Source organism: Streptomyces ambofaciens ATCC 23877 (assembly GCF_001267885.1).
Taxonomy (GTDB): domain Bacteria; phylum Actinomycetota; class Actinomycetes; order Streptomycetales; family Streptomycetaceae; genus Streptomyces; species Streptomyces ambofaciens.
The window spans coordinates 4,833,120-4,858,616 of sequence record NZ_CP012382.1; the positions used below are offsets into that span (position 1 = coordinate 4,833,120).

17 protein-coding genes are annotated in these 25,497 nt (G+C 73.0%); 11 read left to right on the forward strand and 6 right to left on the reverse strand.

Annotated elements, in window-relative coordinates; translation table 11 throughout:
- The first annotated feature begins 20 nt into the window (after positions 1 to 20).
- The gene (locus SAM23877_RS21700; protein ID WP_053135759.1) at positions 21 to 677 is read left to right on the forward strand and encodes a contact-dependent growth inhibition system immunity protein; all 657 of its coding nucleotides are present in this window, start codon (positions 21 to 23) and stop codon (positions 675 to 677) included.
- A 118-nt stretch (positions 678 to 795) separates the two neighbouring features.
- On the opposite strand, the gene SAM23877_RS21705 is transcribed toward SAM23877_RS21700, so the two are convergent.
- From SAM23877_RS21705 to SAM23877_RS21720, 4 genes are all read right to left on the reverse strand, one after another.
- Positions 796 to 1,485, reverse strand: a complete 690-nt coding sequence (locus SAM23877_RS21705; RefSeq protein ID WP_053135762.1) for a hypothetical protein — start codon at positions 1,483 to 1,485, stop codon at positions 796 to 798.
- A gap of 115 nt (positions 1,486 to 1,600) precedes the next feature.
- Complete coding sequence (gene pglW, locus SAM23877_RS21710; protein WP_053135765.1) at positions 1,601 to 6,025, reverse strand: BREX system serine/threonine kinase PglW; 4,425 nt, start codon at positions 6,023 to 6,025, stop codon at positions 1,601 to 1,603.
- 159 nt (positions 6,026 to 6,184) lie between these two features.
- The gene (locus SAM23877_RS21715) at positions 6,185 to 6,958 is read right to left on the reverse strand and encodes an SDR family NAD(P)-dependent oxidoreductase (protein ID WP_053135768.1); all 774 of its coding nucleotides are present in this window, start codon (positions 6,956 to 6,958) and stop codon (positions 6,185 to 6,187) included.
- A 95-nt stretch (positions 6,959 to 7,053) separates the two neighbouring features.
- Positions 7,054 to 7,722, reverse strand: coding sequence for an MOSC domain-containing protein (locus SAM23877_RS21720; protein ID WP_053142731.1), 669 nt, complete (start codon positions 7,720 to 7,722; stop codon positions 7,054 to 7,056).
- Between the two features lie 81 nt (positions 7,723 to 7,803).
- Here SAM23877_RS21720 and SAM23877_RS21725 point away from each other — a divergent pair, with 81 nt between their 5' ends.
- Positions 7,804 to 8,724: a LysR family transcriptional regulator gene (locus SAM23877_RS21725; protein ID WP_053135771.1), complete on the forward strand. Its 921-nt coding sequence runs from the start codon at positions 7,804 to 7,806 to the stop codon at positions 8,722 to 8,724.
- 92 nt (positions 8,725 to 8,816) lie between these two features.
- Here the strand turns inward: SAM23877_RS21725 and SAM23877_RS21730 are convergent, their stop codons facing one another.
- Positions 8,817 to 9,149: a WhiB family transcriptional regulator gene (locus SAM23877_RS21730; RefSeq protein ID WP_053135775.1), complete on the reverse strand. Its 333-nt coding sequence runs from the start codon at positions 9,147 to 9,149 to the stop codon at positions 8,817 to 8,819.
- A 399-nt stretch (positions 9,150 to 9,548) separates the two neighbouring features.
- On the opposite strand from SAM23877_RS21730, the gene SAM23877_RS21735 reads away from it, so the two are divergent.
- The 4 genes from SAM23877_RS21735 (at position 9,549) to SAM23877_RS21750 (ending at position 13,917) form a co-directional block, all read left to right on the forward strand.
- Positions 9,549 to 10,160, forward strand: a complete 612-nt coding sequence (locus tag SAM23877_RS21735; protein ID WP_003948568.1) for a response regulator transcription factor — start codon at positions 9,549 to 9,551, stop codon at positions 10,158 to 10,160.
- A gap of 280 nt (positions 10,161 to 10,440) precedes the next feature.
- Positions 10,441 to 11,028 (forward strand): sigma-70 family RNA polymerase sigma factor, encoded by a 588-nt coding sequence (locus tag SAM23877_RS21740; RefSeq protein WP_019329587.1) that lies wholly within the window; start codon positions 10,441 to 10,443, stop codon positions 11,026 to 11,028.
- Between the two features lie 140 nt (positions 11,029 to 11,168).
- On the forward strand, positions 11,169 to 12,677 hold the full coding sequence (guaB, locus tag SAM23877_RS21745; RefSeq protein ID WP_053135778.1) for an IMP dehydrogenase: 1,509 nt from the start codon (positions 11,169 to 11,171) through the stop codon (positions 12,675 to 12,677).
- A gap of 115 nt (positions 12,678 to 12,792) precedes the next feature.
- Positions 12,793 to 13,917 (forward strand): GuaB3 family IMP dehydrogenase-related protein, encoded by a 1,125-nt coding sequence (locus SAM23877_RS21750; protein ID WP_053135781.1) that lies wholly within the window; start codon positions 12,793 to 12,795, stop codon positions 13,915 to 13,917.
- Between the two features lie 64 nt (positions 13,918 to 13,981).
- On the opposite strand, the gene SAM23877_RS21755 is transcribed toward SAM23877_RS21750, so the two are convergent.
- Positions 13,982 to 15,190: a nucleotide sugar dehydrogenase gene (locus tag SAM23877_RS21755; protein ID WP_053135784.1), complete on the reverse strand. Its 1,209-nt coding sequence runs from the start codon at positions 15,188 to 15,190 to the stop codon at positions 13,982 to 13,984.
- Positions 15,191 to 15,507: 317 nt separating this feature from the next.
- Here SAM23877_RS21755 and SAM23877_RS21760 point away from each other — a divergent pair, with 317 nt between their 5' ends.
- The 5 genes from SAM23877_RS21760 (at position 15,508) to SAM23877_RS21780 (ending at position 25,442) form a co-directional block, all read left to right on the forward strand.
- A complete protein-coding gene (locus SAM23877_RS21760) occupies positions 15,508 to 17,214 on the forward strand; it encodes a glycerol-3-phosphate dehydrogenase/oxidase (protein ID WP_053135787.1) in 1,707 nt (568 codons plus the stop codon).
- Positions 17,215 to 17,385: 171 nt separating this feature from the next.
- Positions 17,386 to 19,431: a serine/threonine-protein kinase gene (locus tag SAM23877_RS21765; protein WP_053135790.1), complete on the forward strand. Its 2,046-nt coding sequence runs from the start codon at positions 17,386 to 17,388 to the stop codon at positions 19,429 to 19,431.
- 153 nt (positions 19,432 to 19,584) lie between these two features.
- Entirely contained in the window at positions 19,585 to 22,341 is a 2,757-nt protein-coding gene (locus SAM23877_RS21770; protein WP_053135793.1) for a protein kinase, read from the forward strand.
- A 145-nt stretch (positions 22,342 to 22,486) separates the two neighbouring features.
- Positions 22,487 to 24,247, forward strand: a complete 1,761-nt coding sequence (locus SAM23877_RS21775) for a serine/threonine-protein kinase (protein WP_053135796.1) — start codon at positions 22,487 to 22,489, stop codon at positions 24,245 to 24,247.
- Between the two features lie 109 nt (positions 24,248 to 24,356).
- Complete coding sequence (locus tag SAM23877_RS21780; protein WP_079030768.1) at positions 24,357 to 25,442, forward strand: serine/threonine-protein kinase; 1,086 nt, start codon at positions 24,357 to 24,359, stop codon at positions 25,440 to 25,442.
- Positions 25,443 to 25,497: the final 55 nt, after the last annotated feature.

The following is a 25,497-nucleotide window of genomic DNA, read 5'->3' on the forward strand; positions in this document are numbered from 1 at the left end:
ACGCATCCTTGGAGCAGTTGATGAGTCAGGCACTTCCGCCAGGGCAACGATTCCACGAACTCAGCGACCTGCTGGCGGCCTACGCCCACGTGGATTTCACGTTCTCCGACACCGCAGAAGCTCCGGGACCCGCCCTGTCCGCCTACCTCAGGATGGCCGCACGCGACCCCGGGCGCGCCGCGACGGCGGTTCGGCAGATCGACGACCTGCTCTCCGTCGGTCTGTTCTCCGAGGAGATCGCGGACGAGGTGGAACACCTCCCGCACATCCGTCCACCGATGGGTACGAGCGTTGAGGACTGTCTTCGCGTGGTGAAGGCCCACCTTCACCGCTTCCTGCGCGACCCCTCACACACCCCGCAGGCGAACCCGCAGAGCTCCTGGGAATGGAACGAGCGCTTCCCGTCCTTGGGTCAGCTGCTCGGCGCCTACTTCCACCGGGACTTCTCCTACATCTACGAGTCCCGCGAAGAGGCCCTCGACGAGTACGTCGGCGAAGCCGATCCGCAGGACCGCGTACAGGCGGCCCAGGAGATCGGTGAGCTTCTGGAAATGGTGTCGTCGGACCAGGAACTCCGGACCGCGACCACGGCATTGGGGCTCGACCTCCTGCCGCCGCAAGGGATGTCCCTGCAAGGATGGCTCGAGTCGATTCGTCGCAGGATCACCGCAGCGTAGTCGCCCTCGTCGCCCAGCCTCGTCCCGTATCCGGCCACCGGGGACCGAGCGCTGCCTCGGGCGCGTGCGTCCCCCTGGCCTTCCCGCCGAGGAGCCTTTCACCGACGTTCATCGGACGTCAGTCGTTCCACGACTCGGGAGGCGGGCCGAAAGCGCGCCGACCGGCCCTCACCGCCAGGGTGGCGAGGGTGGCGTTGGCGCCGCCACCGATTACGGCGCCGATGCCGAACGGCGCCACTCGACCGAGGACGATGATCCCCTGCTTGGTTCCGTACTTGGTGATGAAGTGCGGGCCCAGCACCTTGTTGATCTGACGCAACGTCTCGACAGGCACCTTGGCGACGATCTGACGTCCCCAGTGCTTGCCCGTGGTCCCGGCGACCTTGGTGATGGTGGAGTTGCCGCTCCCACCGAGCATGATCCCCATCACGATCGTCCGGCGGCGTTCGACCTCGGCGAGGGGGACTCCGTGGACTTCGGCGACGGAGAGCGCGAAGAGGACGCTCAGTTCGAGAGAGGAGAGAGTCTCACCCGCAGACAGTGCCAGGGCGACTCCCGTGCCGACGCCCGGCGCGGCCGCGGCCCCTCCGACCGCGGCCCCCGACCCGGTCAGCGCGCTGACGTACATGCGCTCCAAGGTGCGGATCACGTCCGCGGGCGTCGCCTCATGGTTCCGCTGGCGGGCCCGGGTGATGTTCCTGCGCACCAACGGACTCTGGAGGTCGATCGCCTTGTCCAGGAGGTCGAGGACTCGCTGCCCGCGCGGGGTTTCGTCCGGAACCTGCCCATCGGGGGCATCTGCTGCCATGTCCGATCTCCTTACGATCTTCACATCGCAACTCAGGTTATATAGACCGGACTTGGGCCACCAGCCCTTCCGTGAAACGGGTGTGCCTTCCGTGTGGGGCCCAAAGGGCGGTGCTTCACGAGGGTGAACCGGCCACCCGCAGACTCTTCAGGAACAACCCGTCCAACACCTCCCACTCCGTCACCCGGTCCACCACCTCCACGGTCCGCCCGTCCAGCGTCGGCGTGGCCCGCGGGTCCTCCGCCGGCACCAGCAGCCACAGCCCGTGCGGCGTGTCGGCGGGGCGGCGCGCCGCCTGCTGGAGGGTGGCCATCAGTTCCCTGCCGCCCGCCTCCCAGTAGCGGGCGATCAGCCCCGCGTCATGGGCCAGCAGGACCGTCCGCGGACCGGAGCGCTCCGCCAGGTCGAGCAGCCGCCCGCGCAGGCGCTCCGACGCCAACCGGGTGTACGAGGAGAGCGCAGCGCCCAGCGTGCCGGTGGCCGTGTACTTGGTGTCCGCCTTCAGCAGGGCCTGCCAGCGCACCGACTGCTCCTCGGCCAGTTCCTTGAGTGCGCCCAGGAAGAGGCCGTTCAACGACACGGCGGTTGCCCCGTACCGCTCGGCCAGGGACGCGGCGATGCCCGGCAGCTCCGCGCCCTTCAGCGTCAGCGCGAGGAACCCCCCTCGGCGGCGGGCGTCGGTGAGGCGTGCCGCCAGCACCTCCCGCGGGTCCCGGCCCTCGGCGATGCTGCCCTGAGCGGCGGCGTACAGGGAACTGGTGCTGGTCAGGACTGATGAGGACAGCACCGGCCGACTGCCGGCGCCGTCCCGCGGCTGCGGTACGAACCGGCGCCGGTCCTGGTCGTAGAGGAGGGGGAACCCCGCCTCGGCCAAGGCCTCGCCCAGCTCCACGTACGTCGTCTCGGACAGCACGGCCAGACCGGGAAACCTCGCCCGGACACGGGACAGGAGATCCTCGGTGCCGATCCCGGTGTCGGGCCGCACACCCGCTGGAGCCTGTGAGACCCGCAGGGCACGCGCCAGGGTGAGCGAGAGCGGGAACAGCTCCAGCCGCGGGGAGACGGCGACGCCGCCCGCCATCGACGCGGCCAGTTCCACCAGCCGTGTGTCGGCGAGGGGGGACATCCCCTCCGGGGCAGGTACGCCCCGCAACTCCCTCAGCACCGTGGCACGTCCGGGCAGGGGGTCACGGCCGGCCAGGTCGACGGCGCACTCGCCCAGGGCAGCGGCGTAGTCCGCGAGTTCCGCCGGGGTCGGGTCGTCGGCGCCCGGCTGGTCCTCCAGCGCGATCACCACGCGGCCGGCCCGCCGTTGGACGGCCAAGCGGGCAGGTGCCTCCCCGTCGGTCCCCGGTTGTTCCTCGTCGCGTCTGCGGATCTCCGTCTCGACCGCGGCCCGCACCACGGCCAGGGCCCGTGCCTGGGTCGCGTCCGCGTCGTCGGCACCCGCGCCGTGCCGGGCACGCAGCTCGGATGCCAGCTCCTCAGCCGTCGACACGCGGTCCCGGTCGGCCAGGACCGCGACGAGTTCGTCGCGGACCCTGCCGAGCCAGGGCAGCTCCGCCCACTGCTCGACCGCCACCTGGAAGTTCTGCGAGACGGTCGGCTGGCTGATGCCCAGTGACTGGGCGATCGAACTCTGTGCGGGCCACGGCTCCAGCGACTCACCGTCCTCCAGCACCGCCGGAAGCTGCAAGGCCGCCCGGACGACGTCGGGACGGGGCCGGGTACGGCGCTTCCCCGGAGGCGGGGTCAGCCGGGCAGCCAGTGTGTCGACGGACTCCAGCACCTCTTCCGGAGCGTCTGCGGCAACGGCCGACGGTTTGGCGGCCGACGCACGCCGGCGGTGGGCCTGCGTCCACTGCCGATGCCGGCGGTTCAGCTCCTTGCGGATCGCGTTGCCCGCGCCGCGTGCCCGCGAGATGTGGTGCGGCGGAATGTTCAGCAACTGCTCCACCGTGTGCGCCTTGAGGCTCTCGGCGACCGAAACGGCACGGGGAGACAGCCCCGCGGCGGCGAGCGGAGTGTCGAGCGAGGCCGCTTCGGCCGCCTGCTCCCGCGCGTCCTCCAGGTCGTCCGCGCTCATGCCGATCGTCGCCGGAGTGGTGGCCGGGCGAGCCGCGTCCGCGGTCCGGAAAACCTGCCGCCACGCCTCCTGCAACTGCCGCAGGCTGTCGTAGCGCTGCTCGGCGTCACGGTGCAGTGCGCGCTCGAAGAACCGCCTCAGGCCCTCACTGAGCGCGGCGGGGAACAACTCCGCGGACACATGCAGCGCCGCGTCCGGAGCCATGCGCGGGTCCCCCTGGCCGTCTCCCCAGACCGGCCTCTCGCCTGCGGCCATCTCGTGGAGCGTGACGGCGGCGGCATACCACTCGGCGTGGTCGTCGTAGCGGGAACGGCCGGCACTGCCGAGGAACGGGTCCAGGTAGCCGCGCGTCCCCGCGTGCAGATCCTGGTCGGGAGCGTCGGCCAGCGAGAAGTCGAACAGCATCAGCTGCCACGAACCGTCGCTGCGCTTGAACAGGCCGAGATTGTCGGGCTTGATGTCCCGATGCCGCACCCCGCGGGCGGCGAGCGCGTCCAAGGCGTCGAACAAGTCGTTGCCGAAGCGCTCCAACTGGTCGTAACCCAAGGGACCTTGGTCGCGCAGCCGTGATCCCAGGCTCACCGGATCACGATCGTCCACCCCCCGGTACCCGCCTGCGTACTCGAGCTCCAGAACCGTGTGGCCCGCCAGTTCCTGTGGTTCGGCGAGCAGTTTCACGATGCGCCCGCCACCCACCTCCTTGAGGGCCTTGGCCTCCGCGAGCAGCCGAGCGTCCTTCTCCTGGTCCAGAGCGACCTTGAAGACCCGCAGGGAGTTCTCCGCCGGAGAACCCTCCGCCCCCTCATCAGCCGTGCCGCGCACCAGCAGGGCGCGGGCCGTCGCACCCGTACCGAGCACGCGCACCACCGACCAGGCGCGGTTCAGCCGCTGTCCGGGCTGGACCGTGAGGGGATCCGCCTCCGGCCCACCGGACACCTGCGGAGCCGCCGCGTCCACCTCGGCGGCGGCAAGGAGTTCGAGGAACTCGTCGACGGAGGCCAGACGGTCCTGCACGTCCGCCGCGGTGGCCCGGAACACGAGCGTGTCCAGGGCCGCAGAGACGGAGTCGGACACGGCGTAGGGACGCAGCCCCTTGTCGCTCTGCAGCCGTTCCAGCAACGCGCTGCGACGGTCCGCGGGCGGACGCCCCGTGAGCAGGAGGTACGTGAGAGCGCCGAGACCAAAGACGTCGAGGTCCACGGGATCGGCGAACTCCTGGTCCGTCTCCGGAGCCAGATACGTCTGCGCCGTGTCCGCGATCAGACCACCGTCCAGAGGCGTGTCACCCAGCGAGCGGTGCAGGGTGGTCTCGAAGTCGCGGGCCGCAGTCTGCCAGTCTGCGACCCGCAGAAGGGGATCGGAACCGTCCTCCCGCGCCGATACGTACACCGACCGCGCCGACAGCGCCCGGTGGTAGAGGGACCGGTGATGGGCGTAACGCACCGCCTCGGCGAGCTGGCGGACCAGATCAAGACGGACCACGGGCGAGAGGAGACCGCCGTACGCGTCGAGATAGGCGTCGAGCCGCAGATCCGACTCCCGGTGCCGGAAGAGGATCGCAGGCCCGCCCTGGTGCTCGCGGATCTGCACCGCCTGCACGATCCCGCGGTGGTTGATCCCCTGGAGCACCTGGTACTCGCGGCGGGCGGCGCGGTCCACCTTCGCCCGCTGCTCCTCCGACGCCGCGGCGCCGGCCAGGTATATACGGACACGGCCGCTCTCCTGGACGAGCCCGTCGTCCCGTACCGCCAGCCGGTCCTCCCAGTCGGGGCCCGCGTCGAGGGAACGGGGAGCGAGCTTCCAGTCGTCGCCGAAGCGCAGATGCGCCGTGGAGTGGCTGATGCCTATCCGCTGCATCAACTGCTCCAGCCGCTGGCTGACCAGCGGGGTGACCCGCCAGTTCTCCCGCTCCGGAGGACGGCTCAGCAGGTCGTCCCAGATCTTCGGCAGGCCGCTCGCCCCGTCGTTGCGGCCATAGACGGAGCTGCGCTGGAACTCGTCCAGTTCGCTCGCGAGCCCCGGGTCGTGGAGGAAGACGGCAGGCTTGACGAACGGCACCTGCCGCGGGTCCATGCCGAGAGCCCTCGCCGCCCGCTCGAGCTGGCTCTTCAGCTCCTTGGCCTTGAGATCGGTGAGATGGAGCGGGTTGCGGATGGTGCGGACCCGGTCCCCGTGGAACTGCCAGGTGTCACCGTGATTCACTACCCGGCCGGGATGCCCCTTCAGCTCCAACAGGTACAGGCCGCCCGGTACGGCGATCAACACATCGCACTCGTTGATACGGCCGGACGGCCCCGTGAACTGGAATGTGGCCCAGGCCCGGAAGGGCTCTGTCCTCGGCATCAGCGCCCGAAGATGATCGAGCCCTTCCTGCTCCCAGCGGAAACCGGACTTTCGCGGCTGGAACCAGCGTTCCCGGGTGACGGGAGCTGTTGGCTTGGGAGCGGCTGGCACCCAGCACCTCCGGGACGGCTGCAGCGAATGAGGAGAGCTCTGCGACAACTGCCCGAACCCTCTCAATGACAGGAGAGGAATCCTAGTCCGCACCTACGACAGCCGGTCCGGAGCCGGCTGCCCGGCCGACGATGAGGAGGGGGCGTCGCTCGTCCCCTCCTACTGCGGCCCGTACTTCCGCCCCGTCCGGGACGAGAGGCCGCCCAGCATGCCCCGGGGGACCAGCTTCGCCGCGCCCATCAGGGTCTTGTAGCGGGGGTCGGGGATCGACAGGGACTTGCCGCGGGAGAGGTCGGCGAGGGCTGCCGCGACGACCTTGTCCGCGTCGAGCCACATCCAGTTCGGGATGTTGTCCGTGCCCATCCCGGCCCGTTCGTGGAACTCCGTGCGCACGAAGCCGGGGCACAGGGCCATCAGGCGTACGCCGCTGCCGGCCAGGTCCTTCGCCACGCCCTGGGTGAACTGCACGACCCACGCCTTGGACGCGCCGTAGGTGCCGCGCGGTACGAAGGCGGCGACCGAGGCCACGTTGACCACGCCCCCGCGGCCCCGCTCCCGCATCGCCGCCACCGCGGCCGAGGTCAGCCTGAGCACCGCCTCGCAGTGCACCTTGAGCATGGTCAGCTCGTCGGCCATGGAGACGTCGAGGAAGCGGCCCTTGTTGCCGAAGCCGGCGTTGTTGATCAGCAGGTCGACGGGCTTCCTGGGCTCGCCGAGCCGGGCGGCCACCGCGTCGATGCCGGCGTCCGTCGCCAGGTCGGCCGTCAGCACCTCCGCCTCGATGCCGTGCCGGTCGTGCAGTTCGGTCGCCTGTTCGCGCAGCCGCTTGGTGTCGCGGGCGACCAGCACCAGGTCATGCCCGTCGGCCGCCAGCCGACGCGCGAACGCGGCGCCGATGCCCGCCGTCGAACCCGTAATCAATGCCGTTGTCATGGCGCAAGGTTAGGGGCCCCTGCCGCGCGGGTCCGCCTCGCTCACCAGGACCACCGCTCGTGAAGGAGCGGTGAGCACCTCCCGGTGAGGCCGGGTCAGGCCCCGTGGGTCTCCACGTACTTCCGGGCCGCCGCCAGCGACTCCGGGTGGAGCGCCTCGCCCGCCGCGAGCAGCCGCGGCAGCAGCTCCCGCCGGGTCGTCACCGCCCGGAACTGCAACGCCACCGTCACCTCGTGGTCGGGCCGGTGCACGATCGCGACCGGATCGCCGACCCGTATCTCCCCGGGCTCGATCACCCGCAGGTAGGCGCCCGGCGCCCCCTTCTCCGTGAAGCGCCTCACCCACCGCCGCTCACCCAGATGGCCCTGGAAGGTACGACACGGGATACGGCCGCAGGTGACCTCCAGCACCAGGTCGGGGCCGATCCGCCAGCGCTCGCCGATCCGCGCGCCCGAGACGTCCAGGCCCGTGGTGGTGAGGTTCTCGCCGAACGCGCCGTTGGGCAGCGTCCTGCCCAGCTCGCGCTCCCAGTCGTCCATGTCCTCCCGCGCCACCGCGTAGACCGCCTGCTCGTCGCCGCCGTGATGGCGCGTGTCGCACACCGCGTCCCCGGCCACCCCGCTCGCCCCGGCCCCCCTCGGGCCGGGCGCCGTCACCCGGACGGTCCCGTCGGTCGGCTGCTTGTCGATGCCGGTGACGCCGTCGGGGTGGTCGGTGTACGGCACGGCCTTCGGGCGGCCCAGGTTGACAGAGAGAAGCTTCATGGCGGAACGGTAGAACACGGCTCGTCAAAGCGTCGACGCACTATTCGGCGTCCGGTCAAAGCGTCGCTTATCCTCGGCGGTGTGATCGAGGCTCGTCATCTCCGCGTGCTGCGCGCCGTGGCATCCACCGGTTCCTTCTCCGCCGCGGGACGCGAACTGGGCTGCACCCAGCCCGCCGTCAGTCAGCAGATGAAGGCCCTGGAGGCCTCCGTCGGCACCCCCCTGCTCGTGCGCACCGGACGCGAGATGCGGCTGACCCAGGCCGGCGAGGCACTCGTGCGGCACGCCGCCGGGATCATCGCCGGGCTGACCGCGGCCGAGGAGGAGGTCGCCGCCATCGCCGGGCTGCGCGCCGGCCGGGTCCGCCTGGTCTCCTTCCCCAGCGGCAGCTCCACCCTCGTGCCGACCGCCCTGGCCGCGTTGCGCGCCGCGCACCCCGGCACCCGGGTCTCCCTGGAGGAGGCCGAGCCGCCGAAATCCGTCGAGCTGCTGCGCGAGGGCGACTGCGACGTGGCGCTCGCCTTCCGGTACGAGGGCGCCGCGGGCGCGGAGGAGTGGGACGACCTCGTCGTACGGCCGCTGCTGACCGACCGCCTGGTGGCGCTGGTGCCCGAGGACCACCGGCTGGCACGCACGGAAGCGGCCGGCGCCGTGGCCATCGGGGAACTCGCCCGGGAGTCCTGGATCGCGGGCTGTCCGCGCTGCCGGGGCCAGCTGGTCGAGGTCTGCGAGGGGGCCGGCTTCACGCCCCGCATCGACTTCGCGACCGACGACTACCCGGCGGTCGTCGGCCTGGTGGGGGCCGGCCTCGGCGTGGCCGTCCTGCCCCAGCTCGCCGTCGAGTCCGTACGGCCCCGGGGAGCGCGCACCGTGGCGCTGGAACCGGCGGTGCGGCGGGAGATCGTCGCGCTCACCCTCCCCGACCTGGCCCAGGTGCCGGCGGTGTCGGCGACGCTCGACGAGCTGGCCCGGGCAGGGGCACGCCAGCCGGCGGCGCGCTGAGCGCCGGCCCCGTCGCCGCGCGCAGGCTCGCCGCGCGCCGGGTCGCCGGGCCGCGCGGGGCCGCTTCGCCGGAGCTCTAGAGAAACGTTCCTTCAGTGATGCGCGGCCGCCTCCCCGCCGCTCGACGCGGACGCCGCCACCAGGCGGTTGCGGGCGCGTCCCATGAGCTCCTCGCGCTCGTCCTCGGTCAGGCCGCCCCACACGCCGTACGGCTCACGCACCGCCAGCGCGTGCGCCGCGCACTCGGCGCGGACCGGGCACCTCATGCAGACCTCCTTGGCCGAGTTCTCGCGAGCACTCCGCGCCGCACCGCGTTCGCCCTCCGGATGGAAGAAGAGCGAACTGTCCACCCCGCGGCACGCGGCCAGGAGCTGCCAGTCCCACAGATCCGCGTTCGGTCCGGGAAGGCGGGAGAAATCTGCCATTGCGTGACCCCTTGTTGCCGCTATGGGTGGATGTGGGAGATACGCCGACGCCGGCATCCACGACCGTACAACTACGATCTAAGGAGATGAAAATATGACTCATTGCGAATCTAGCCGCAGACACCAGCGAAGCGGAAGAAAAGCGGCTAAATGGGGCATCGGTTGTGATGAAACGGGGCGGGTCCGACGCGCATGTCTGCTGCGTGGCCGCCCCCTCACGTAGAGTGCCGAAGACGACACACAGCCCCGTAACTCTTTCGAGTGACCGTCGTTGAGAGTGCGGAGGCGGTTGAAGGAACAAGTGCTCGGGCGGGCGTCCGGGACGGTCGACCGCACAGGTGACGATTTCGTACCAGCCTGGAGGCTCAACGTGACGCGCATCAGCTGCGGAGGACGGCCATGACTTCCGTCCTCGTCTGCGACGACTCCCCGCTTGCCCGAGAGGCGCTCCGCCGCGCGGTCGCGACCGTGCCCGGCGTCGAGCGTGTGACGACGGCGGCCAACGGCGAGGAAGTCCTCCGCCGCTGGGGTGCCGACCGCTCGGACCTGATCCTGATGGACGTACGCATGCCCGGCCTGGGCGGCGTCGAGACGGTCCGGCGGCTGCTGTCCGCCGACCCCGGGGCGCGCATCATCATGCTCACCGTCGCCGAGGACCTGGACGGCGTGGCCCTCGCGGTCGCCGCCGGTGCCCGTGGCTACCTGCACAAGGACGCCTCGCGCGCCGAGCTGAGGGCCACCGTCACGCAGGCCCTCGCCGACCCGACCTGGCGGCTCGCCCCGCGCCGGCTGCGCTCGGCCGAGATGGGCGCCGCGCCCACGCTCACCGCGCGTGAGATCCAGGTCCTGGAGGGCATGAGCCACGGCCGCTCCAACGCGGAGATCGGCCGTGAGCTGTTCCTCTCCGAGGACACCGTCAAGACGCACGCCCGGCGGCTCTTCAAGAAGCTCGGCGCCTCGGACCGGGCACACGCGGTGGCGCTCGGGTTCCGGTGGGGCCTGGTCCGCTAGGGGCACCCCGTGCGGTGGAGGCGGAGAGGGCCCGTCGGGGATGCCGCGATCCCCGCTTATCGCGAGGTGAGCGGGGCTGACAAGGCGACCCGCCGGACGCCCGATGCTTGTTTCGCCGCCGATGACGCATCCTTGAGGTGTGGAGTTCCTCGGGGACGAGTCGGTCGAGCGGAAGGGGAGGGCGCAGGGGATGAGTTCCGGCGCACCTGCTCATAACGCTTCGGTGCACAACAACGGACGCGAAGCCACGGATCGGACGGCCGCAAGGCACCATGGACCGATGCGTGACGACGAGGCGGCCCCCGACCAAGGGACGGTCGGTGGGCTCGTCCACCGCGCCGTCGACGGGGACGAGCAGGCCACGCACGACCTGCTCGCCCATGTCCATCCCTTGGCGCTGCGCTACTGCCGCACCCGTCTGTCCCGGCTGCCCGGCGACGCCCGGCACTTCGTCGAGGACCTCGCCCAGGAGGTCTGTGTCGCGGTGCTGCTGGCCCTGCCCCGCTACAAGGACACCGGACGCCCCTTCGAGGCGTTCGTCTTCGCCATCGCCGCCCACAAGGTCGCCGACCTCCAGCGCGCGGCGATGCGGCACCCCGGCTCCACGGCCGTCCCGTCCGACGAGATGCCCGAGCGGCCGGACGACTCGCTGGGCCCCGAGGAGCGCGCGCTGCTCAACAGCGACGCCGCCTGGGCCAAGAAACTGCTGGCCAACCTGCCCGAGAACCAGCGCGAGCTGCTCCTGCTGCGGATCGCGGTGGGGCTCACGGCCGAGGAGACCGGCCAGATGTTGGGAATGTCACCCGGTGCCGTGCGCGTCGCCCAGCACCGGGCCCTGAGCCGTCTGCGGGCCCTGGCGGAGCAGTAGTGCCGGGCGTGAACGCGCGGCGACCGGTGTCCGTACGAAGCTACGAATGCCGCGGCCGCCCTTGATCGTGGAATGAGCCACCTCCGCTTCCCGTTAGCATGGACATCCGCACCGATCAAGGCCATTTTGGGGAAGGTGTCATGACTGCCAACGTCGACGGAGTGCCCGCCAAATTCGCGACACTCGGGCTGACCTACGACGACGTGCTGCTGCTGCCGGGCCCGTCGGACATGGCACCCGACGAGATCGACACCGCCTCGTACGTCTCCAGGAACGTGCGGGTCAACATCCCGCTGCTGTCCGCCGCCATGGACAAGGTCACCGAGTCGCGCATGGCGATCGCGATGGCCCGCCAGGGCGGTGTCGGCGTCCTGCACCGCAACCTGTCCATCGAGGACCAGGCCAACCAGGTCGACCTGGTCAAGCGCTCCGAGTCGGGCATGGTGGCCAACCCCATCACCATCCACCCGGACGCCCTGCTCGCCGAGGCCGACGCGCTGTGCGCCAAGTTCCGCATCAGCGGCGTCCCGGTCACCGACGGCGCCGGCAAGCTGCTCGGCATCGTCACCAACCGTGACATGGCCTTCGAGACCGACCGCTCCCGCCAGGTGCGCGAGGTCATGACGCCCATGCCGCTGGTCACCGGCAAGGTCGGCATCTCCGGTGTGGACGCCATGGAGCTGCTGCGCCGCCACAAGATCGAGAAGCTGCCCCTGGTCGACGACCACGGCGTGCTCAAGGGCCTGATCACGGTCAAGGACTTCGTCAAGGCGGAGAAGTACCCGCACGCCGCCAAGGACGGCAAGGGCCGGCTGCTGGTCGGCGCGGCGGTCGGAGTCGCCGGTGACGCCTTCGAGCGCGCCCAGGCGCTGATCGAGGCGGGCGTCGACTTCATCGTCGTCGACACCGCGCACGGCCACTCCCGCCTGGTCGGCGACATGGTCGCCAAGATCAAGTCGAACTCCTCCGGCGTCGACGTCATCGGTGGCAACATCGCCACCCGCGACGGCGCCCAGGCCCTCATCGACGCCGGCGTGGACGGCATCAAGGTCGGCGTCGGCCCCGGCTCCATCTGCACCACCCGCGTCGTCGCCGGCATCGGCGTCCCGCAGGTCACGGCGATCTACGAGGCCTCGCTCGCCGCCAAGGAGGCCGGCATCCCGGTCATCGGCGACGGTGGCCTCCAGTACTCCGGCGACATCGCCAAGGCCTTGGTCGCGGGTGCCGACACGGTGATGCTGGGCTCGCTGCTCGCGGGCTGCGAGGAGTCCCCGGGCGAGCTGCTCTTCATCAACGGCAAGCAGTTCAAGTCGTACCGGGGCATGGGCTCGCTCGGCGCCATGCAGACGCGCGGCGACCGCAAGTCGTTCTCCAAGGACCGCTACTTCCAGGAGGGCGTCGCCTCCGACGAGCAGCTGGTCCCCGAGGGCATCGAGGGCCAGGTGCCCTACCGCGGCCCCCTCTCCTCGGTCGTCCACCAGCTGGTCGGCGGTCTGCGCCAGTCGATGTTCTACGTCGGCGGCCGGACCGTGCCGGACCTCCAGGACAACGGGCGGTTCGTGCGGATCACCTCCGCCGGTCTCAAGGAGAGCCACCCGCACGACATCCAGATGACCGTCGAGGCACCGAACTACAGCCGCAGCAAGTAGGCAGCAGCCTCCTGAGGGCGGCCCCGGACCATCCGGGGCCGCCCTCAGCAGTGCCCCGCCGGGTCCGTCGGGGATACTGGAAGGCGCTGCAACGCATCAGGGAAAGGCCACAGACGTGACTGAGATCGAGATCGGGCGCGGCAAGCGCGGCCGGCGGGCGTACGCCTTCGACGACATCGCCGTCGTCCCCAGCCGCCGTACGCGGGACCCGAAGGAGGTCTCGATCGCCTGGCAGATCGACGCCTACCGCTTCGAGCTGCCGTTCCTGGCCGCTCCCATGGACTCGGTCGTCTCCCCGGCCACCGCCATCCGCATCGGCGAGCTGGGCGGCCTCGGCGTCCTCAACCTGGAAGGGCTGTGGACGCGGTACGAGGACCCGCAGCCGCTGCTCGACGAGATCGCCGAGCTGGACACGGACAACGCGACCCGCCGCCTCCAGGAGATCTACGCGGCTCCGATCAAGGAGGAGCTGATCGGGCAGCGCATCAAGGAGGTGCGCGACTCGGGCGTGGTCACCGCCGCCGCGCTCTCCCCGCAGCGCACCGCCCAGTTCTCCAAGGCCGTCGTGGACGCGGGCGTCGACATCTTCGTCATCCGCGGCACCACGGTCTCGGCGGAGCACGTCTCCGGCTCGCACGAGCCGCTGAACCTGAAGCAGTTCATCTACGAGCTGGACGTCCCGGTGATCGTCGGCGGCTGCGCCACCTACACCGCCGCCCTGCACCTGATGCGCACCGGCGCGGCGGGCGTCCTCGTCGGCTTCGGCGGCGGCGCCGCCCACACCACGCGCAACGTGCTGGGCATCCAGGTCCCCATGGCGACCGCGGTCGCCGACGTGGCCGCCGCCCGCCGCGACTACATGGACGAGTCCGGCGGCCGGTACGTGCACGTCATCGCCGACGGCGGTGTCGGCTGGTCCGGCGACCTGCCCAAGGCCATCGCCTGCGGCGCCGACTCCGTGATGATGGGTTCGCCGCTGGCCCGCGCGACCGACGCGCCGGGCCGGGGCAACCACTGGGGCATGGAGGCCGTCAACGAGGAGCTGCCCCGTGGCAAGAAGGTGGACCTCGGCACGGTCGGCACCATCGAGGAGATCCTCACCGGCCCGGCCCGCAACCCCGACGGCTCGATGAACTTCTTCGGCGCGCTGCGCCGGGCGATGTCGACGACCGGCTACAGCGAGCTGAAGGAGTTCCAGCGCGTGGAGGTCACGGTCGGGGACTCGCAGCACCGGCGGTAGTCGCCCGCACGCCGTACCGAAGGGCCCGCAGCGATCGCTGCGGGCCCTTCGGCGTGTCTGCGGGTCAGAGCCGGTGGGCCGCCCCCGTGGGCGTGGCCCCCCGCGTGTCCAGCAGCAGCTGGGCCTTCACCGACAGGCCCTGGAGGTCGTACGTGCGGTGCTGCTGGAGGAGGATCGTCAGGTCGGCGTCGGCGGCGGCCTCGTAGAGGGAGTCGGCGCGGGGGACGGGGCGGTCGGCGACCTTCCAGGACGGGATGTGCGGGTCGTGGTAGCTGACGGCCGCGCCCAGCGACATCAGACGGGTCGCGATCTCCTCGGCCGGGGTGGCCTGCTGGTCGGCGAGGTCGGCCTTGTAGGTGACGCCGAGGAGCAGGACGCGGGCGCCGCGCGCGGACTTGCCGTGCTCGTTGAGGAGGGCGGCGGCGCGCTGGACGACGTAGCGGGGCATCTGGGCGTTGACCTGCTGGGCCAGCTCCACCATGCGCAGGCTGTGGGGGGCCTGTCCGGTCAGGTCCTGGGGGACGGAGTGGCCGCCGACGCCGGGTCCCGGGCGGAAGGCCTGGAAGCCGAACGGCTTGGTCTCCGCGCAGCGCAGCACGTCCCACAGGTCGACGCCGAGGTCGTCGCACAGGACGGCCATCTCGTTGACGAGGGCGATGTTGACGTGCCGGAAGTTGGTCTCCAGCAGCTGGACCGTCTCCGCCTCGCGGGGGCCGCGCGCGCGGACCACCTTGTCGGTGAGGCGGCTGTAGAAGGCGGCGGCCGACTCGGTGCAGGCGGGGGTGACGCCGCCGATGACCTTCGGGGTGTTGGCCGGGGTGAAGTCGCGGTTGCCGGGGTCGGCGCGGCTGGGGGAGTAGGCGAGGTGGAAGTCGCGGCCGGCGCGCAGTCCGGAGCCCTGTTCCAGCAGCGGGCGCAGGAACTCCTCGGTCGTCCCCGGGCGCACGGGCGACTCCAGGATCACGGTGGTGTGCGGGCGCATGTGCGCGGCCAGGGTGCGGGCCGCGGCCTCCACCTGGGTGAGGTCCAGGCCGCCGTCCGCGCCCGGTGGGGTCGGGGTGCAGATGACGGCGGTGCGGACGCGCCCCAGCTCGGCCGGTCCCGCGGGGGTGCGGAAGCCCGTGGCGAGCATCCGGCGCACCTCGGCGGGGGTGAGCGGATCGGCCTCGGGGCCGGTGCGGTAGCCGAGGGTGGGGATGCCGGCGGCGACGGCGGCCTGGGCCAGGGGCAGGCCGTACGGGCCGAGTCCGATGACGGCGAGATCTGCGGGCATGGCGTGGGCCGTCCTTCCCAGTAGCCGAAGCGGGACAGGTGCGCAAGCCCGGTGGACAGGATGGGCGAGCACAACGTCAGACTAGGAGTAAATATGACCGATATGCGGGATTGGTCCGGCGCGTTTCGGTGAGTGTCGGGTGGCGGCCGTGAGCTGCGGGGGCGCGGCGGGACGGCGGCGGAGAAGTTGTCCACAGGCTGGGGGCCGTGAGGCGGCCGATGTCGGGCAGGCCGGTCAGAATCTGGGCATGGTGGGTACCAGGAACCGGGCCTCTCCCTGACGGGTGCGGCCGACGCGACCGACAGCGGGAGGCAGCAGTGAGGACAGCGACACTGGGGCCGGCACAGCGCGCCGAGGCGCTCGCGGCCATGGCCGAGCGCGAGCTGGACGTACTGGTGGTGGGCGCGGGCGTGGTCGGTGCGGGCACCGCGCTCGACGCGGTGACGCGGGGCCTGTCCACCGGCCTGGTCGAGGCGCGGGACTGGGCCTCGGGCACCTCCAGCAGGTCCAGCAAACTGATCCACGGCGGCCTGCGCTATCTGGAGATGCTCGACTTCGGGCTCGTCCGGGAGGCGCTGAAGGAGCGCGGCCTGCTGCTGGAGCGGCTCGCGCCGCACCTGGTGAAGCCGGTGCCGTTCCTGTACCCGTTGCAGCACAAGGGCTGGGAGCGGCTCTACGCCGGCTCGGGCGTCGCGCTCTACGACGCCATGGCGATGGCCCGCGGCCACGGCCGGGGCCTGCCGGCGCACCGGCACCTGACCCGGCGTCACGCGCTGCGGGTGGCACCCGCCCTGAAGAAGGACGCGCTCGTCGGCGCGCTCCAGTACTACGACGCCCAGATGGACGACGCCCGGTTCGTGACGACGCTGGTGCGCACCGCGGCGGCGTACGGCGCCCAGGTCGCCAACCGCGCGCGGGTCACCTCCTTCCTGCGCGAGGGCGAGCGCGTGGTCGGCGCGCGCGTGCAGGACGTCGAGGCGGGCGGGGAGTACGAGATCCGCGCCAAGCAGGTCGTGAACGCGACCGGTGTGTGGACCGACGACACCCAGTCGATGGTGGGCGAGCGCGGCCGGTTCCACGTCCGGGCCTCCAAGGGCATCCACCTGGTCGTGCCGAAGGACCGCATCCACTCCTCCACCGGTCTGATCCTGCGCACCGAGAAGTCCGTGCTGTTCGTCATCCCCTGGGGCCGGCACTGGATCATCGGCACCACGGACACCGACTGGGACCTGGACAAGGCCCACCCCGCCGCCTCCAGCGCGGACATCGACTACCTGCTGGAGCACATCAACTCGGTGCTCTCGGTGCCGCTCACGCGCGACGACGTCGAGGGCGTGTACGCCGGGCTGCGCCCGCTGCTGGCGGGGGAGTCGGACGCCACCAGCAAGCTGTCGCGCGAGCACACGGTCGCCCATCCGGTGCCCGGCCTGGTCGTCGTGGCGGGCGGCAAGTACACGACGTACCGGGTGATGGCCAAGGACGCCGTGGACGCCGCGGTGCACGGCCTCGACCTGCGCGTCGCCGACTGCGTCACCGAGATCACGCCGCTGCTCGGCGCCGAGGGATACCGGGCGCTGTGGAACGCGCGGGCGCGGGTCGCCGCGCGCACCGGCCTGCACGTCGTACGGGTGGAGCACCTGCTGAACCGGTACGGGGCGATGGCCGAGGAGGTGCTGGAGCTCGTCGCCGCCGACCCCTCCCTCGGCGAACCGCTGCACGCCGCCGACGACTACCTGCGCGCCGAGGTCGTCTACGCCGCCTCGCACGAGGGCGCCCGTCACCTCGACGACGTACTCACCCGGCGCACCCGCATCTCCATCGAGACCTTCGACCGGGGCACCCGCAGCGCCCGCGAGGCCGCCGAGCTGATGGCCCCGGTCCTGGGCTGGGACGAGGAACAGGTCGAACGGGAGGTCCAGCACTACGAGAAGCGGGTCGAGGCCGAGCGGGAGTCCCAGCGCCAGCCGGACGACCTGACGGCCGACGCGGCTCGCCTCGGGGCGCCGGACATCGTGCCCCGGTAGCGCGGCGAGCGGACCGGCGCAAGGGGCCGGTGGGGCACGGGTGACGTGCGGTCAGCCGGTCACGGCGCCCGCCTCGGCGCCCGGCCGGCCCGTGAGGCACCCTGGGCGTCGAGCACTTGTCGGGTGAGAGACAATGAAGGCTCTGTCAGGGCGGGTTGCATGAGGGGACGCATGTCGGAGGCGGAGCGGGCGGGGACATCCCGTACGGACAAGAGCGCACGTCTCCTCGCCGGGCGGTACCGGCTGGGAGACGTGCTCGGCCGCGGCGGCATGGGGACGGTGTGGCGGGCCGAGGACGAGACCCTCGGACGCACGGTCGCCGTCAAGGAGCTGCGGTTTCCCGGGAACATCGACGAGGAGGAGAAGCGGCGCCTGATCACGCGCACGCTGCGCGAGGCCAAGGCGATCGCGCGGATCCGCAACAACAGCGCCGTGACGGTCTACGACGTGGTCGAGGAGGACGACCGGCCGTGGATCGTGATGGAACTCGTCGAGGGCAAGTCGCTCGCCGAGGCCATCCGTGAGGACGGCCTGCTGGAGCCGAGGCGCGCGGCGGAGGTCGGCCTCGCGGTCCTCGACGTCCTGCGCTCCGCACACCGCGAGGGCATCCTGCACCGCGACGTGAAGCCGTCGAACGTGCTGATCTCCGAGGACGGCCGGGTCGTGCTCACCGACTTCGGCATCGCCCAGGTGGAGGGCGACCCGTCCATCACCTCCACCGGCATGCTCGTCGGCGCCCCCTCCTACATCTCGCCCGAGCGCGCCCGCGGCCACAAGCCGGGCCCCGCGGCCGACCTGTGGTCGCTCGGCGGCCTGCTGTACGCGGCCGTGGAGGGCACCCCGCCCTACGACAAGGGCTCCGCGATCGCGACGCTCACCGCGGTGATGACCGAGAACCTGGAGGAGCCCAAGAACGCCGGGCCCCTGCGGGACGTCATCTACGGTCTGCTCACCAAGGACCCCGCGCAGCGGCTCGACGACGCGGGTGCCCGCGCGATGCTCAACAAGATCATCCACGCACCGGCCGGCCCGGCCGACACCGAGCCGGCCGACGCCACCAAGGTCGTGCCGCTGCCCGCGCAGCCGGACGAGCGGACCCGCCGGGGCGGCTCGGCGGGTGCCGGGGGCAAGCGGGCCGAGGAGGCCGGGGAGCGGTTGCGCGGCGCGCTGCGTTCCGTGCGCAAGGCCGCCGTCGGCGCCGGTGCGGCCGGTGCGGCGGCCGGTTCCCGGGCCAAGCCGGGCGGCGCCGACCGGGACACCCGGGGAGCCGCCGCAGCGGCCTCCGCCGCGGGTGCCGCCGGGACGGCCGCCGACGCGTCGCGCGGCCCGCGGGCGGCTACGGACCCGGGAGCCGGCTCGGCCCCCGGGGCGCCGAACGCCGCCGCGGGCAACCGCAGTTCCGGCTGGCCCGTCGTACCGCCGCCGGACCTGCCCGCGCGCTCCGCGCCCCGGGCGCCGCTCACCGACGTGGTGCCGCGCCGGACGCTGGTGATCATCGCGGTGATCGTGGCGCTCGCCGTGCTCGGCACCGTGCTGGCCCTGACCCTCGGCGGCGGCGACGAAGGCGCCGCGGGCGGCAGCGGTGACAAGCCGGCCGTCTCCACCGGCGCGAGCGACGACACGAAGCAGGACGACGGGGGCGGGACCCGCACCGACGGCTCCGCCTCGGACGGGGCGTCGCAGGGCCCCTCGGACGGGGCGTCGGAGGGCGGCGCACCGGGCTCCGGCGCGTCCGGCGACGCCGGGACCGGGTCGGACGGTGCCGGGAAGTCCGGCGAGGACAAGGGCGCGGCGAGCACCCACAAGGGCGGCCAGGGCTACTCCATCGGACTGCCCAAGGGCTGGAAGCACCGTTCGCAGGACGCCGCGGGGGACCGGTTCACCGGTCCGCAGGGCCAGAAGCTGCTCGTCGCCTGGACGTCCACGCCCAAGGGCGACCCGGTCGCCGACTGGAAGGACCAGGAGCGGTACATGGTCCGCTCCCAGTACAAGAAGATCCGCATAGAGAAGGTGGACTACCGCGGCTGGAACACGGCCGACTGGGAGTTCACCTACGCGGACGGCGGCACCCAGTACCGCACCGTGGACCGGGGCTTCGTCGTCAACGACCACCAGGGCTACGCGCTCATGTACACCGCGAAGGCCGCCGACTGGGACAGTGACCTGCGCCGTGACACCTGGCGCACGCTCACGAAGACCTTCGAGCCCAAGTCCTGAACCGACGCGGCCCGGGTTTGAGCGGCCCGATATCTGGCATCCCCTCTTTGTGGGTTGCCTCCGGCACGTATCGTGAGTGCTTGCGGACCGTACGCAGCCGGAACGGCCCGCCGGGCGAACGGAATTGACCGACGGGCTGCCGGGGGTGGCGACGTGGACGACTATGCGGGACGGGTACTCGCCGACCGCTACCGCCTGCCCCTGCCGCCCTCCGACGAGTACGAACTCACCGAGACCCGGGCCTTCGACACCTACAGCGGCCAGGAGGTCCTGGTCCGACAGGTGCCGTTGCCGGAGGTCGTCGAGGCGGAGGTGCTCGACGCCGACGGCCTGCCCGACGGCTTCACGGCCCGTGACGGCGTCCGGCGCCCCGGCCGGCGTGCGCCGTCCGCGCACGGCGGCACCCGGCGCCCCGCAGACCCGGTGGTACGCCGTGCCGTCGAGGCCGCGCAGGCCGCCGCCGCCGTCCCCGACCACCCGCGCCTGGACCAGGTCTTCGACGTCTTCGCGGAGGGCGGTTCGCTCTGGATCGTCAGCGAGCTGGTGGCCGCGCGACCGCTGGCCGCCCTCCTCGCCGAGGAGCCGCTGACGCCGTACCGGGCGGCCGAGGTGGCCGCCGACATCCTCTTGGCGCTGCGGGTGCTGCACGCCTACGGCTGGGTGCACCGCAACATCACCGCGCGCACCGTGCTCGTCTGCGACGACGGACGCGTGATGCTGACCGGCCTGGCGGTCGGGGCGGCGGAGGAGGCGCTGTGCGGGTACGACCCGGTGCCGGCCCCCGAGGGCGAGGACGACGGGGGCTCCCCGGTCGCCCCCGACGGGACCTTCGGCCGGGGCGGGGACGCGGCGGCCGGCGCCTTCGGGCCCGGCGGTGCCGGCCCGGGCTTCTCCGGCGCGGGGACGGCTCCCCCCGGCTCCGTCGGTGCCGGCCCCCGGAACGCCGGTGCCGCAGGGGTGCGGGCGGGGATGCCCGGTCCCGGTGGCCACGACCCCGAGGCCGCCCGGCGCGCCGCCATCGAGGCCAGGAGCGCCGGCGGGCTGCCGGGGCCCGGCGCGGTGCCGGGCGGAGCCGCCGGGCTCACCCCCGCCGCGCTCGACGCCGGCGGTGACGTCCGCGCCGCGCGCGCCGGGGCCATCGCCGCGTACCGCGCGGGAGCCCGGGCCGCGGCCCGCCTCCAGGAGGCGCAGAACGGCCGCGCCGCCCTGCCCGGCGCCCGCCCCGCCCCCGACTACGACACCGGCCCGCCTCCGCACGCGGCGGGCTCCGCACCCGGCCCGGGGCGGCTCCCGTACCCCGCCGGTACGCAGGAGTCCGCGCACGCCCCCGGCCCCGGCACGCCCTCCGCCGCCGACCGGCCCGCCGAGGCGAGCCGTCACGGCGGCCCGCCCGGCGCCTTCCCGCCCGGGCAGATCGCCGACCCCTACGGCGTACGCACGACCTCGTGGCACGGCGCCGCACCCCGCACCGCGGGCGACCCGGCCCCCGCAGGCCCGACCCCCGCAGGTCCGACCCCCGCAGGCCCGGGCCGCTCCGAGGCGGCCTCCCCTCCGGCGGCCGGACGCGCCCTGCCCGCCGGTCCGCGGCAGGAGGGCGGCTCCGCGCCCGGCGGCCACTGGGACGACCCGGCCGCACGGACTTCGGCGCCGCGCGGCCCGGCCACCGCACTCGCCGCCGAACGGGCACGGCAGACCCGGATGGCCGTGGTCGGGCCGGTGACCGAGCGCTGGGCTCCGGAACAGGCCGGGCCGGTGCACGAGAACTGGCAGCTGGCCGCGCCCATCGGCCCCGCCACCGACCTGTGGGCGCTGGGCGCGCTGCTCTTCCGCGCCGTACAGGGGCACGCGCCCTACCCGGAGGACTCCACCGCCGAGCTGGTCCAGATCGTGTGCGCGGAGCCGCCGGCCTTCGCCGAGGAGTGCGGGCCGCTGCGGCCGGTCGTGGAGTCGCTGCTGCGTCAGGACCCCACCGAGCGCATCGACTTCGAGGAGCTGAGCGGCTGGCTGCGCTCGCTGGTGCGCTCGGCCCCCGAGCCGGAGGCAGGCCTGCACGTCGTCTCGGCCCCGCCCGCCGAGACCAGCAGGCTGCCCATCGTGCGCCGCCGGGGCGAGCTGGTGCGCAGGCGGCGGGCCGGGCTGCCCGCACATCACGGACGGCACAAGCGGGACCGGCGGGAGACGGACCGTTCCCCGCGCAGCCTCGGCCGGACACTGCTCCTGCTGATACTGCTCGCCCTGGCCGGAGCGGTCGCCTACGCCGTGTTCCTCATGCCGAAGGACGACCCGGACGGCACCGGCGCCACCGACCGCACGGGCGCCGCCGGCGAGGCGAGCCAGGCGCCGCCCGAGCGGTCCCCCGACGCCGGCGGCGAGCCCCGGCCGGAGCGGACGTCCCCGGAGGCCGGGCCCAGCGCCTCGGAGACGGGGGCCGGTTCCGCCGAGACGCAGACCACCGACCCCGCCGAGGGGTTCACCCTGCGCAAGGACCCCGAGGGCTTCCGCGTCGCCGTCGCCGAGGGCTGGACCCGCACACCGCGCAACGGGAGCGGCCAGGTCGTCTACGGCAAGGGCGGCTTCGAGCTCATCGTCGTGCCGGGCCGGGACCGCGCCAGCGAGTTCGGCGACGACCCGATGACGTACCAGCGCGACAGCGAGCCCGAGTTGGCGTCCTACCGCGCCTCCAGCTGGGCGACCTCCAGTGGCCTGAAGACCATCGAGGTGGGCGGACGGACCATGGCGGAGGGGCAGTTCACCTGGACCGGCGCCGGTGGAGAGCTGTACGTGCGCAACGTCGCGATCCTCATGGACGGCCGCTACCACGTGGTGCAGGTCCGCGGCCCGGTGGCGGAGCGGGACGAGGTGAGCCGCCTGTTCGAACAGGCGTCGACGACCTACCAGTACACGCGCTGACGGCAGTTCGGCCCGATGGTTGCCTCCCGTGACGGAAAGCGACAACCGTCACAGAGCGGTTTCCGTACCACCCCACCCGTTCCCCGGACCGGGCCCGGTCCCTAGTCTGACCCTGACAAGACCATTGCGGGGCAACGTGAATCAGATGCAGGGCCGGCTCGTGGCGGGCCGTTACCGGCTCGGAGACACCATCGGCAGCGGCGGCATGGGCCGGGTGTGGCGCGCGCACGACGAGGTGCTGCACCGGACCGTCGCCATCAAGGAGTTGACCGCCGCGCTCTACGTCTCGGAGAGCGACCAGGCGATCCTCCTGGCGCGCACCCGGGGCGAGGCGCGCGCGGCGGCGAGGATCAACCACTCGGCCGTCGTCACCGTGCACGACGTACTCGAACACGACGGCCGGCCGTGGATCGTGATGGAGATGGTCGAGGGCCGATCCCTGGCCGACGCCGTCAAGGACGAGGAGCGGGTCGACCCGCGCGAGGCGGCCCGCGTCGGCCTGTGGGTGCTCCGGGCCCTGCGCGCAGCGCACACCGCGGGCGTGCTGCACCGCGACGTCAAGCCCGGCAACGTCCTGCTCGCGGACGACGGACGGGTGCTGCTCACCGACTTCGGCATCGCGCAGATCGAGGGCGACAGCACGATCACCCGGACCGGAGAGGTCGTCGGTTCCGTCGACTACCTCGCGCCCGAGCGCGTCCGGGGCCACGACCCCGGCCCGTCCTCCGACCTGTGGGCGCTCGGCGCGACGCTGTACACGGCGGTGGAGGGCAGGTCGCCGTTCCGCCGGACCTCGCCGCTCACCACCATGCAGGCGGTCGTCGAGGAGGAGGCCACCGAGCCGCGGCACGCCGGTCCGCTCGCGCCCGTCATCAGCGCGCTGCTCCGCAAGAACCCGGACGAGCGGCCCGACGTCACCGAGACCGAGCACATGCTCGCCCAGGCGGCGGAGGGACGGCGGCCGGACGCGGCCCAGGCGTACGTGCCGACCCGCTACGCGGGCTCGGCGCGGCAGGGCGACACGCTCCACCAGGGGGCCACCGGGACGCCGGGGACGGCCGCGACGCCGTATCCGCCGGCGACCGGCCCGACGGCGTTCGGCCACCCGGCCGTCGGCCCCACGGCGAGCGGCCGTCAGGCGCCGGGGCACGCGCCGGGCGCCCTGCCGGCGGGGGCCGTGCCCACGGGCCCCACGGCGGCCGGGTACACGCCGCCCGGACCGGCGGGTGCGACCGGGGACCGAGGTCCCCGGCGCCGCCGGCTGCGCACGCTCGCCCTGGTCGTCGCCGTCGCCGCGCTCATCGGCGCGGGCACCGCCGTGGTGCTGCAACAACGCGACGGAGACGGCTCGCAGGCCGGGCCGGGGCCCACCCACTCGGCGTCCTCCTCGCCCTCCGCGTCCGCCACCACCGGGAAGGGCCCCGGCGGGTCCGTCCCGGCCGACTGGGTGCGGCGCGACGACCCGTTGGGTTTCAGCCTCTACCTGCCCGAGGACTGGCAGCGCGAGTCCTTCGACGACGAGGGCGAACTCCGGCAGGCCGACTACACCCCCGACGGCGGCGAGCACTTCATCCGCATATCCGTCGACACCGCCCCCGACTACAACGACCCCTACGCACACCAGCTCGACCTGGAGGCGCAGCTCCAGCGGCTGGTCGACTACCGGCGCGTCACCCTGGAGCGCACCACCTACCGGGACCGCGACAGCGCGCGGTGGGAGTACACCTGGACCGCGCTGGCGAAGGACACCCCCTTCCCCGGACCGCGCCGCGGCGTCGTCCACACGTACCTGTCCCGGGACGGCGTCGAGTACGCCCTCAACATGTCGGGGCCCGCGAGCGACTGGCCGGCCACCCGGCAGCAGTTCGCGGCGGTGCTGCAGAGCTGGCAGGAGCGGACCGGCTGAGGACCCGCCCGGACGCCCGTGGGGGCCGACGCAACGACCCCCGGCCGCCCGTCGGTTGTCGGCCACCCGCGGGACGGCGGCACGGAGCCGCCGCGTCCGGTCGGGCATGATGGGACGCATGATGACCGAGGGGGCGGGCGGGCGTGTCATCGCCGGCCGGTACCGGCTCCACGAGCGGCTCGGCCGCGGCGGCATGGGCATCGTGTGGCGGGCCACCGACCAACTGCTCGCCCGCGAGGTCGCCGTGAAGGTGCTCCCGCTCGACGAGACCCTCTCCGCGGCGGAGGCCAGGCGGCGCCGGGAGCGCACCCTGCGCGAGGCCCGCGCGGTCGCCCAACTGAGGCATCCGCACGTCATCGTCGTGCACGACGTCGTCGAGGACGACGAACGCGCGTACATGGTCATGGAACTGGTCGGCGGCGGCTCGCTCGCCGACCGCGTCCTCGGCCACGGCCCGGTCGACGCCGCCGAGGCCGCCCGGATCGGCGTCGCCCTGCTCGACGCCCTGGGCACCGCGCACGCCGCCGGCATCCTGCACCGGGACGTGAAGCCGTCCAACGTGCTGATCGCCGAGGACGGCCGGGTCGTCCTCACCGACTTCGGCGTCGCCCAGGTCGCGGGCGCCACCACGCTCACCGAGGGCGACTCCTTCGTCGGCTCCCCCGAGTACACCGCGCCGGAGCGGATGTCCGGTGCCGGGACCGGCCCGGAGTCCGACCTGTGGTCGCTCGGCGTGCTGCTCTGCGCGGTGCTCACCGGCGCCTCGCCCTTCCACCGGGACTCGCTGGGCGGCGTCCTGCACGCGGTGGTCACCGAGGAGATCCGGCCGCCCGCCCAGGCCGGGCCGATCCTGCCGGTCGTCCGGGGACTGCTGGAGCGCGACCCGCGACGGCGGCTGGACGCGGCCGAGGCGGAGCGGATGCTGCGCGCCTTCCTGGCCACGGGGCGCACGCCCGCGCCGCCCCGCCCCGGCGGGCCCCGGCAGGTGACGCGAGGGGTGCTCACGGCGGTGCTGCTGGTCGCCACGGCGGCGGGCGCGGGCGTCGCGGCGGCGGCTCTGCTGGCGGACGCCGACGGCGAGGGGGGCGGTGCGCCGACGAGTTCGGCGCCCGTGACGCCGACCGCGGAGCCGACGCGGCCCTCCGCGTCCCCCTCCGGCACCGGGTCCCCCGCACCGCACCCAAACAGGAGATAAGCGGCACGGCGCGTCACGGGTCTGTGACCGAGGCGCACGGGTGGTGGATGCGGAC

Coding starts and splice junctions, on each gene's coding strand:
- SAM23877_RS21700 (WP_053135759.1), top strand. CDS start 21: ATGAGTCAGGCACTTCCGCCAGGGCAACGATTCCACGAACTCAGCGAC.
- SAM23877_RS21705 (WP_053135762.1), bottom strand. CDS start 1,485: ATGGCAGCAGATGCCCCCGATGGGCAGGTTCCGGACGAAACCCCGCGC.
- SAM23877_RS21715 (WP_053135768.1), bottom strand. CDS start 6,958: ATGACAACGGCATTGATTACGGGTTCGACGGCGGGCATCGGCGCCGCG.
- SAM23877_RS21720 (WP_053142731.1), bottom strand. CDS start 7,722: ATGAAGCTTCTCTCTGTCAACCTGGGCCGCCCGAAGGCCGTGCCGTAC.
- SAM23877_RS21730 (WP_053135775.1), bottom strand. CDS start 9,149: ATGGCAGATTTCTCCCGCCTTCCCGGACCGAACGCGGATCTGTGGGAC.
- SAM23877_RS21735 (WP_003948568.1), top strand. CDS start 9,549: ATGACTTCCGTCCTCGTCTGCGACGACTCCCCGCTTGCCCGAGAGGCG.
- SAM23877_RS21740 (WP_019329587.1), top strand. CDS start 10,441: ATGCGTGACGACGAGGCGGCCCCCGACCAAGGGACGGTCGGTGGGCTC.
- guaB (WP_053135778.1), top strand. CDS start 11,169: ATGACTGCCAACGTCGACGGAGTGCCCGCCAAATTCGCGACACTCGGG.
- SAM23877_RS21755 (WP_053135784.1), bottom strand. CDS start 15,190: ATGCCCGCAGATCTCGCCGTCATCGGACTCGGCCCGTACGGCCTGCCC.
- SAM23877_RS21765 (WP_053135790.1), top strand. CDS start 17,386: ATGTCGGAGGCGGAGCGGGCGGGGACATCCCGTACGGACAAGAGCGCA.
- SAM23877_RS21775 (WP_053135796.1), top strand. CDS start 22,487: ATGCAGGGCCGGCTCGTGGCGGGCCGTTACCGGCTCGGAGACACCATC.
- SAM23877_RS21780 (WP_079030768.1), top strand. CDS start 24,357: ATGGGACGCATGATGACCGAGGGGGCGGGCGGGCGTGTCATCGCCGGC.